Raw genomic sequence first — 9,555 nt, 5'->3', positions numbered from 1 at the left:
CCGCGACACGCTTTCGAGCTTCAGCTTCAGCTCGTTGTTGACCGTCTGCAGCTCCTCGTTGATCGACTGGAGCTCCTCCTTGCTGGTTTCCAGCTCCTCCGAGGTGGAGCGGAACTCCTCGTTGATCGACTGCAGCTCCTCGTTGGCGGCCCGCAGCTCCTCGTTGGCGGCCCGCAGCTCCTCGTTGGTCGCCTCGGATTCCTCGCGGGTCGCGCGCAGCCGATTCTGCGCCGCCTGCAGTTCCTCCTGGAGCTGTCGGATCACTTCGTCGCTGGCACCGCCATCGGCCCGCCCGCTGTACGCAAGACGCGTGGCTTCATCCACCGCCTCGCCTTCGATGAACATCACGATGGTATTGCTGATGCCCCCCTCCCGGACCACTGGCTTGACGTGGAGATACACCCGATGGGCGGCGCCGTTGAATCGGACCGGGATCGGCGTGGTGAGGGTGGCTTCACCCCGTTCGAAGGCACGGTGGAGGGCCGAGCGCAGGTCGAAGCGCAGCTCCTGGCGAACCAAGTCGACCGCGTCGATGCTCAGCGGTCCCCCGGACGGCTGCAGGTAGCGCCCGGCATTGTCCGAGAGATGAATGACGCGGTGCGCCTCGTCGATCAGCATGCTGGGCGGTGCGATCCGCTCGAGCATCTGCCGATGAAGTGCTGCGTCGCTCGTGCTGCCGCCCGAACCATGGACGCGGGGCGGGAGCGGGCCTCGATCGTGGGAATGATGGCTGGTACCCAGAAGGATGGGCAGTGCGGGCCGCTTGTCTCCGGGCGCTGCCACCGACCGGTAGATCCGCGCATCCCGATCGACCGGGCGGAACAGCCCTACCGGTTGATCCGCGCTCTCCGAGGAGCCGAGGAACAGGAAGCCCCCTGGGTTGAGGGCATAGTGGAAGGTGTTGCAGACGAGCTGCTGCAGGTCGCGATCGAGGTATATCAGCAAGTTGCGGCACGAGATCAGGTCCAGCCGCGAGAAGGGTGGATCCTTCAGCATGCTGTGCGTCGCGAACAGGATGATGTCGCGCAGCTCGCGGCGAACCCGGTAGTGGTCGCCCTCCTTGAGAAAGAAGCGCCGCAACCGATCCTCGCCCAGATCGGCCTCGATCGCCGCCGGAAAGCGGCCCTCGCGAGCAATGGCGAGCGCGCCGGCATCCAGATCGGAGCCGAACACCTGGATCTCGGGCCGCAGGTCGCGCCGGCTGGCTTCTTCGAGCAGCAGCATGCCGATCGTGTAGGCCTCCTCCCCGGTAGCACATCCCGGAACCCAGACCCGGATGAACGAGCCAACCTCCTTGTTCTCGAACAAGCGCGGGATTACATGCTCCGCAAGCGACCTGAACGCCTTCGGGTCGCGGAAGAACGTCGTCACCGAGATCAGGAAATCCGAGAACAGCGCCTGGGCTTCCTCGGCGTTCTCGCGAAGGTAGTTATAGTAGTCGCGGAGCGACTCCTTCCTGGCAACCTGCATGCGCCGGGCGATGCGCCGCGTAACGGTGGCGCGCTTGTACTGGGAGAAGTCATGGCCAGTCCGGACCCGGACATGAGCCAGGATCCGCCGAAGACTTTCCTCGTCTCCTTCAGGCACGCCATTCGCGGAGATCTTTTCGCGCTTGTGCAGGATCTCGACCAGCTGCCGTGCGATTTCCTGGACCGGCAGCACGAAGTCCGCGACCTGGGTCGCGATCGCGCTGCGCGGCATGGAAGAATATTCCGCCTCGTTCGGATCCTGCACCATGACGATGCCGCCGGCTTCCTTGACCGTCTTGACCCCGATGGCGCCATCGCCGCCGGCACCGGTCAGGATGATGGCGAAACCGTCATTGTGCTGCTCCGCCAGCGAGCGGAAGAACATGTCGATCGGCGCCCGCTGCCCCCTCGGTTCGTCGAACGGCAGGGCAGAGACCATGTGATCGGCGATCCGCAGCCGCCGGTCCGGAGCGATCACATAGACCTTGTTCGGTTCCAGGTAGACGGTGTCCTCGACCTGTTCCACGCTCATGCGGGTGCGCGATGCCAGGATGCTGGCCAACTGGCTGCGAAAGTCGGGGTCGAGATGGACGATGACGACGAAGGCTGCGCCCGTATTATCGGGCAGCGAGTCGAACAGCAGCTGCAAAGCAGTGACGCCGCCTGCGGATGCGCCGATGCCGACGATCGGCGGGTCGACCTGGTCTTGCATCAAGCGCTCCGCGCGGTCCGTGCAGGCTGAAGACTGAAGCTAGAACTGCTCGTCGCGGGTTCTATTACGGCGGGCCGGTCGGCGAAACCGATCGCGCCAGCGTGGTAGGCTGGAAGTCGCCCTTTCATGGATGCCGTATCGTGTCCATGCTGGTGCTCACGGCCTGCCGAAGCGTTTGCGCGTAGCGCCGGTATTCCGCGGCGCGAGCGTCATAGACCTTGGCCAACGCGTCCCGGCCCTGGGCACGGGCATCTTCGGCCATGCGCTCCACGATGCCCAGCCGTTCCTCCATGACCCGCATGGCCACGGCCAGCGCCTCGTGAACCTCATCCTCCTGGGCTACGAGCAGATTCTCGGCGGTGAATCCATGCCCGATCTGACAGCGAAACCGCAACGGGCCGTTGTCCTTCATGTGTGACAGGACACCGTGACAATGAGGGCAGCTGAACATCGAGGGGTCGGCTACCTTGCTCAACTTGTCCGGGCCCATGCGGTTGCCCAGCGCGATCTTGACCTCCAGCTCCAGGTCCAGCTCCGTCGGCTTGGGCGGGCCTGCGGGCAGTCTGGCCAGCTCGCCGAGCAAGAAGCCGAGCTGGTCCGATGGCACGACATGGTCGACCGCGACGGTGGCCATGGCCGCGGTCGGCATGTCGGCAACCTCCGCATCCAGCGGATGCTGGACCACCGTGATCCCGCCCGTTTCGCTGATGGCGTGAAGGCCGGAAGCACCGTCGTTCATCATCCCGCTCAGCACCACGCCGACTGCCCGGGAGCCGAAGGACAGGGCCGCCGAGCGGAACAGGGGGTCGATCGCCGGGCGGCTCATGTTCTCGCGCGGCCCGCGGCCCAGCCGGATGGTGTGATCCACGACGAGAAGGTGACGGTCGGAGGGAGCCAAGTAGATGTGGCCCTGCTCCAGCGGCTGGCCATCCACCGGGCTGTTCACCCGCAGGGAGACGCCGGCGCTGAACAGCTCGGAGCGATGGTCGGCTGCGTCCTTGGGCCGGTGGGTGCAGACCAGGACCGCAGCGGGAAGATCGGCGGGAAGATCCCGGAAGATCCGCTGCAGCACCGGGAAGCTGCCTGCGGAGCCCCCGATGACGATCAGGTCATGGTTGGGCATCCGGGCGACCTCCTGCTTCAGCACCGACATTCAGGGACAACGGGCCGTCGCAGAAGGCGTTCCCGGGCATGGCCGCCGGCCGGCAGCAGGCGGCGGCTCTTGCTGCCGACCGCCTGCCCCGCCGCCAAACGGCTCTGCGGAACGAACCCGAGCCGGGTTACCCGGTGAACCCGTAGGCGCTGCGCGCCTGCTCCTGGCTGATATAGCCCTCGGCCACGTCCTCCCGGATCAGCTCGGGATCGCGCTGCTTCGGGTCGCCATAGCCGCCGCCACCCGCGGTAATCAGCAGGATGCGGTCGCCCGGCTCGAACACCACGTTGGCGTATTTGCTGCTCGACACCTTGTTGTTGGTCTCGCGCACCGTGGTCCAGCGATCGGTCCCGGCCTTCATGACCTTGGTACCGCCGGCCGCCCCCCGTTCGCCGCCGAACAGCGGGAAGGGCCCGGTCTCGTGGCGATCCGAGCACTGCGAGCCGGTGATCGGCACCGTGGTCACATAGAGCGTGCGCTTGTAGCCCAGGCCGCCGCGCCACTGCCCGGCCCCACCGGAATCCTGGACCAGCTCGCAGTTCTCGACCCGCAGCGGGAAGCGGGTCTCGAACACCTCGGTCGGGTTGAAGCGGCAGTTGCCGTTGATGGCGTTGACGGTGTTGTTGCCGTCATGACCCTTCCGGCCACCCCAGCCGCCCGACATGATGTCGTAGCAGGCGAAGTATTCGTCATGGTCGGGATGGTCGCCGCCGAACACGAAGTTCGTGCTGGTCCCCGATTCCGAGGCCATGGCGCGGTCCGGCGTGCAGCCCGCCATGGCGCCGATCACGATGTCGGCGAGACGCGGGTGGGTCTCGGTATTGCCGGCGACCAAGGGGCCCGGGTAGTCGACATTGGTGACATGGCCCGGCGGCGAGAGCACCCGGATCGGGCGGAAGCAGCCCGAGTTCTTCGGGATTGAGGCGTCGGTGACGTGCAGGATGCCGTTATAGGTGGCACCCGTGGTCACGCCGAGCGTCGCGTTGATCGGGCCTCTGGCCTGCTTCGAGCTGCGCCCGAAATCCGCCACGATCTCGTCGCCGTGCAGGTGCAGGTCGACCGCGATCGTATACGGCGTGTTGGTGATGCCGTCGTTCTCGATCACATCCTCGAAGGAATAGACCCCGTCCGCGAACGCGGCGATCTCCGCCCGCATCCGCCGCTCGGCATAGTCCATCAGGTCTTCGCAGGTCTGCTTGAAGACGTCCTTGCCGTACTTGCGGACGATCTGGGTGATCCGGTCGACGCCCAGGTCCACCGCACCGATCATGGCGCGCAGGTCGCCATAGCTTTGGCGGGGCGTGCGGGTGTTAGCGAGGATCAGCTTCCAGACTTCCTCAACGTCCTTGCCGGCCTTCATGATCTTCACCGGCGGCACGCGCATGCCCTCGTGGAAGATCTCGGTGGCCTCGCCGCAGAACGCACCCGGCACCATGCCGCCGATCTCGGCGATATGGCCGATGCAGACCGCGAAGCCCAACAGCTCGCCATCCACGAAGAACGGCTTGAAGAAGGTGTGCTCGGGGCAGTGCAGGCCGCCCCGGTACGGGTCGTTGTGCAGGAGGATGTCACCCTCCGACAGCGTGTCGAACGGGATCTCCTGGGCGCAGGTCTTGATGAGCAGCGGCATGCCGCCGATCATGGTCGGGCAGAACTCGGCGCACGCGATCATGTCGCCCTTGGCGTCCGCGAGCGCGCAGGTGAAGTCCAGGCCCTCGTTGAAGATCGTCGAGTACGACGTCTTCATCAGCAGGATGCCCATCTCCCGGCAGATCGACACCATGGTCGAATCCATGATGTTCATGGTGACCATGTCGAGCGGGGCCAGCCGCTCGTGCTTGGAGGGATAGGCCGCCTCGAAGGGCAGCTTGGGCTGGACGATCGGCATGACCGGATCGTCCTCGCCCTTGGCCCGCCGCTCGGTCCACTCGACGCACCAGGGCGAGCAGAACAGACCCTTGGGCCCGGGCCCGGTGCGCACCCCCTCGCCATAGACGAGCAGGCCGCAGCAGGCGCACTTGTTGTACTTCTCGACGTAGAAGCCGTTTTCGGACATGCGCATCGGAAGTGTTCTCCCTCAGGCCTGGATCGTGTCGATGAGGAGATGGCCGTAGTCGTCGACCGTGAGGCGCTGGCCGGGGCAGACCACCGTGACCGAGGCAGCCTCCTCGACGATCACCGGGCCCTCCAGCACATGGCCGGCCAGGAGCCGGTCGCGGTCATGGACATCGACCTCGAAGCGGCCCTGGGCATAGCCGACGCTGCGCCTGCCCATGGGCTCCGGTGCGCTCGTGGCCCTCTCCAGCTTCGGGATCTCCGGCACGGCCGAGTCGGAGATGGCGGTCACCGCGAAATTGACGATCTCGATGATGTCGCCCTTGGTGTTGAAGCCGAAGCGCGCCTTGTGCGCCGCGTGGAAGGCCTCCCAGAGCTGCTCGATGTCGGCCTCGGGCGACAGCGTGCTCTCGTCGACGGTCAGCTCCAGCTCGTAGTTCTGGCCGAGATAGCGCATCTCGAGCGCACGGGTGAGCTTGATCTCGTCGGAAAAGCCCTGGTCGGTGAGCTGGGCCTTCGCCTCGTCGACCAGGGACTGCATGATCGCGGCCGCCCTGGCCTTGTCGAACCGGTTGCTGGTAAGCTGCGCGGTGCGCTGCCGATCCACGCGGGCCTGGGTCAGGATGAAGCCATAGGCCGAGAACTGGCCGGGGTGGTTCGGCACGATCCCCTTGGGGATGCCCATTTCCACCATCAGCTCCCCGACATGCAGCGGCCCCGCACCACCGAAGGTGGAGAGCGTGAAGTCGCGCGGGTCGAGGCCGCCCTCGATCAAGACGGAGCGCAGTGCCCCCACCATGTTGTTGTTGGCGATGCGTACGATCGCGAGTGCCGTCTCGTCGACGTCCTGGCCCAGCGCCTCGGCGACGCTCGCGACCGCCTTGCGCGCACGCTCGACGTCCAGCCGCATCCGGCCGCCCAGGAAGTTGTCCGGGTCGATCCGGCCCAGCAGCACGTTGGCATCGGTGACGGTCGGCAGGTCGCCCTTGCCGTAGCAGGCCGGGCCCGGATTGGCGCCGGCCGACTGCGGCCCGACCCGAAGCATCCCGCCCTTGTCGATCCAGGCGATCGAGCCACCGCCCGCGCCGATCGTGCGGATGTCGATGATCGGGATCTGGATCGGCACGCCCCATTCGATCTCGAACGCGGTCGTGAAGCGCTCCTGGCCGTCCAGGATCACCGACACGTCGGTCGACGTGCCGCCCATGTCGAGCGTCACCAGATGGTCGATGCCAGTGAGCTTCGCCACGTGCCGGCTGGCGATCACGCCGCCGGTGGGCCCGGAGACCACCAGGTTCACCGGCGCCTCGGCCGCGGCATCCAGAGTCATCTCGCCGCCATTGGACTTGATGACCACGGTCGGCGCCTGGAAGCCCGCCTCGTCCAGCCGCTTGCGCATCGAGCCCATCTGCCGGCTGACCACCGGCTTGAGATAGGCGTCAGCCAGCACGGTGGAGGCGCGCTCGTACTCCTTCCACTTCGGCAGGACCTCGTAGGAGATCGAGATCGGCAGGTCGGGCAGGACCTCGGTCAGGATCTCCTTGATGCGTTGCTCGTGCACCGGGTTCAGGTAGGAGAACAGGGTGCAGACCGCGACCGCCTGAATCTCCGGGTTGGCCTTGATCTGCTCACCTAGTGCTCGCACCTCGGCCTCGTCCAAGGGCTTCAACACGTTGCCATAGGCGTCGATCCGCTCGTCCAGCTCGAAGCAGTGGCGGCGCTTGGCGAGCGGGTTCGGCTTCACCCAGCTCGCATCGTAGTGATATTTGCGGTTGCCGCGCTGGACGAAGATGACGTCCTTGAAGCCCTTGGTCGTCACATAGGCGACGACCGCACCCTTGCGCTCCAGGATCGCGTTGGTCGCGACCGTGGTGCCCAGCCGGATATGCTCGACCGCGGCGGCATCGTTGCTCTTGTAGCGGCCGAGGCCGCCGATGATGCCGACCACCGGATCGGTCGGCGTGGACAGCTCCTTCCAGACCTCGACCTTCTTGTTGACGCGATCGTAGGCGACGAAGTCGGTGAACGTGCCACCGACATCGATTCCGAGAGCGTGGCTCATCTCAGGATTACTTTCTTGGTGCAGCTCAGGTGGTCGGCGCGTCGTAGTCGACCGGCGTGGCGTGCCAGCCCTGTCGGCGCTTTTCCCAGAAGGTTTCACGCAGCTTCGCCGAGATCGGGCCCGGCCGATCGTTGCCGAGGATGCGCGAGCCCAGCCGGCTCACCGGCATGACTCCGCCGGCCGTGGTCGAGAGCAGGATCTCGTCGGCCTCTTCCAGCTCGGCGCGCGGGATCGGCCGCGTCTCGAACGGGATGCCCAGCTCCTCGCACAATTCCTTTACCGACAGCCGGGTGATGCCTTCCAGCGCCCCACGCGGCGGGCTGACCACGGTGCCGTTGATGATGGCGAAGGCGTTGTAGCCGGGACCCTCGGTGAGGTTGCCTTCCTGGTCCAGCAGCAAGGCCGTCTCGAAGCCGGCATCATGCGCCTCGAACAGGGCCCGGGTCAGGTCGCCCCAGTGGAAGTTCTTGACGGTGGGATCGACCGACTCCGGTGGGATGCGCGGGGTCTTGGCGATCATCGCGTGGACGCCGCGGGCCTGTTGCTCCTTGGAGAACAGCCAGACCCAGGGGATCGCGAAGCAGACGAGATAGGCGCGGCCAAAGGCCGGGTGGTAGGGCAGGTGCGGCGCGGGTTTGCCGCGCACGCAGTCCATGGCGACATAGGCCTCGCGCAGGCCGGTGCGGCGGACCAAGTCGGTCAGGATGCGCTTGATGTCCTCGTCGCTCTCCTCCGGCTTCATCCGGAGCTTGTCCATCGAGCGGCGGAAGCGCCGGACATGGTCGTCCAGGCGGAAGAAGGCGCCGAAATAGACCCCGACCACGTCATAGGTGACGTCGGAGCGCCGGTAGCCCCAGTCGGTGATGGGGATCCTGGCCGCCTTGATCGGCATCACCTGGCCGTCGACATAGGCGGCACCTGCCGACCAGTCGGTTTCCGTCGGCGTCTCGCTCATCTCGCTGAAGCTCCCTGTTGCGTTCGTTCAATTGGCAAGGCTGGCCCGCAGCCTGGCCGTCGCCGCCTCGTCCACCGCCAGCCCGGTGCCCGCATCGACCAGTACGATGCCATACACGTCCCTGGCCCGCTCGCGCGAGACCCAACCCTCCAGGACGTCGTGCAGGACCCGCGCCGGATCGCGCTTCAGCGGCGAGCCGTAGCCGCCGCCGCCCGACGAGCGCGACACCACATACTCGCCGGGCTCCAGCTTCACGCCATGGCAGGCCGGCAGTGCGGTGAGCGTGCCGTCCAGCTCGCGCTTGAAGGCCTGCGACAGTGCACCCGGCCCGCCGCCACGCGCACCCTCGGCCGGGTTGACCGTGCCGTCCGCGGTATAGAGCACCTCCATGGTGCAGCCCTCGATCGGGCCGAACTCGGCATAGGCCGAAGGCGCGCCCCGAAACTCCCCGGCCCCTTCGGTATCGGCCATGAGGTAGCGCTGCTTGACGAACACCGGGTGGTGCAGCTCGTCGACCTCGATGCTGTCCTGCCGGCAAAGCCCGGCATTGCCGACATGGATGATCGACAGGAAGCCATCGGTGACGGGAGTGCCCGCCCCACCGGTCGTCCCTAGGAAGATCTGGTTGACGAAGGGGGCATCGCCGTGGCGCGGGTCCTTGCCCGAGATCACGCCCATGGCCGGCGGCATGATCGGCCCGGTATCCGCCATGCCGAAGCCCGGTGCGATCTCCGCGATCGCGCGCTGCACCGGATTTGCCACCCGGTCGGCGAGGTTGGTGGTCGCGACCGAGCAGCTATGCGGGTGGCGCGGGATGCCCACCACGCAGTTCTCCCGGAGCAGCACGTCCACCCGGCGGAAGCTGCCGGCATTGGCCGGGACCGTATGGTCCAGGATGCCGTTATAGATCCCGACCATGGCAGCGGTGCGGGCACAGCCTTCCGACAGGTTCAGGCCGCAGGGCTGGCAGTCGATATTGTCGGTGAGGTCGACGGTGATCCTCGCGTTTTCGGCATCAATCGTCATGTCGACCTTGACCGGGATACCGTCCGGCACGCCGGGGAAGGGGTCGTGCGCCGAATGCACCGTCACCTTGCCGGACGGCAGGCGGCGGATCGCCTCGACCATCTTCGCTTCGGAATAGTCGAA

Annotated in this window: 6 protein-coding genes; all 6 read right to left on the bottom strand. The window is 66.5% G+C overall.

From position 1 onward, the window contains the following. Positions 1 to 2,181, bottom strand: a 2,181-nt coding sequence (locus tag EQG76_RS19190; RefSeq protein ID WP_200840943.1) for a chemotaxis protein CheB, incomplete at its 3' end; no start/stop codon positions are given. A gap of 124 nt (positions 2,182 to 2,305) precedes the next feature. After that, on the bottom strand, positions 2,306 to 3,304 hold the full coding sequence (locus tag EQG76_RS19185) for a chemotaxis protein CheB (RefSeq protein WP_159715965.1): 999 nt from the start codon (positions 3,302 to 3,304) through the stop codon (positions 2,306 to 2,308). Between the two features lie 157 nt (positions 3,305 to 3,461). Continuing rightward, positions 3,462 to 5,396 (bottom strand): hydantoinase B/oxoprolinase family protein, encoded by a 1,935-nt coding sequence (locus EQG76_RS19180; RefSeq protein WP_159715964.1) that lies wholly within the window; start codon positions 5,394 to 5,396, stop codon positions 3,462 to 3,464. A 15-nt stretch (positions 5,397 to 5,411) separates the two neighbouring features. Next, positions 5,412 to 7,451 carry a hydantoinase/oxoprolinase family protein gene (locus EQG76_RS19175; RefSeq protein ID WP_159715963.1) on the bottom strand — a complete coding sequence of 680 codons (2,040 nt, stop codon included), beginning with the start codon at positions 7,449 to 7,451 and terminating at the stop codon, positions 5,412 to 5,414. Positions 7,452 to 7,476: 25 nt separating this feature from the next. Beyond that, complete coding sequence (locus EQG76_RS19170) at positions 7,477 to 8,406, bottom strand: aminotransferase class IV (RefSeq protein WP_159715962.1); 930 nt, start codon at positions 8,404 to 8,406, stop codon at positions 7,477 to 7,479. Between the two features lie 27 nt (positions 8,407 to 8,433). Beyond that, positions 8,434 to 9,555 (bottom strand): hydantoinase B/oxoprolinase family protein (locus EQG76_RS19165; RefSeq protein WP_200840942.1); only part of this gene is annotated, 1,122 nt, incomplete at its 5' end.

Source organism: Geminicoccus flavidas (genome assembly GCF_009806515.1).
Lineage (GTDB): Bacteria > Pseudomonadota > Alphaproteobacteria > Geminicoccales > Geminicoccaceae > Geminicoccus > Geminicoccus flavidus.
Note: the sequence above shows the minus strand (reverse complement) of the source record. Positions and strands in the feature narration are given on the sequence as shown.

Excerpts from the sequence above, each read along its gene's own strand:
- EQG76_RS19185 (WP_159715965.1), bottom strand. The coding sequence starts at position 3,304 with ATGCCCAACCATGACCTGATCGTCATCGGGGGCTCCGCAGGCAGCTTC.
- EQG76_RS19180 (WP_159715964.1), bottom strand. The coding sequence starts at position 5,396 with ATGCGCATGTCCGAAAACGGCTTCTACGTCGAGAAGTACAACAAGTGC.
- EQG76_RS19175 (WP_159715963.1), bottom strand. The coding sequence starts at position 7,451 with ATGAGCCACGCTCTCGGAATCGATGTCGGTGGCACGTTCACCGACTTC.
- EQG76_RS19170 (WP_159715962.1), bottom strand. The coding sequence starts at position 8,406 with ATGAGCGAGACGCCGACGGAAACCGACTGGTCGGCAGGTGCCGCCTAT.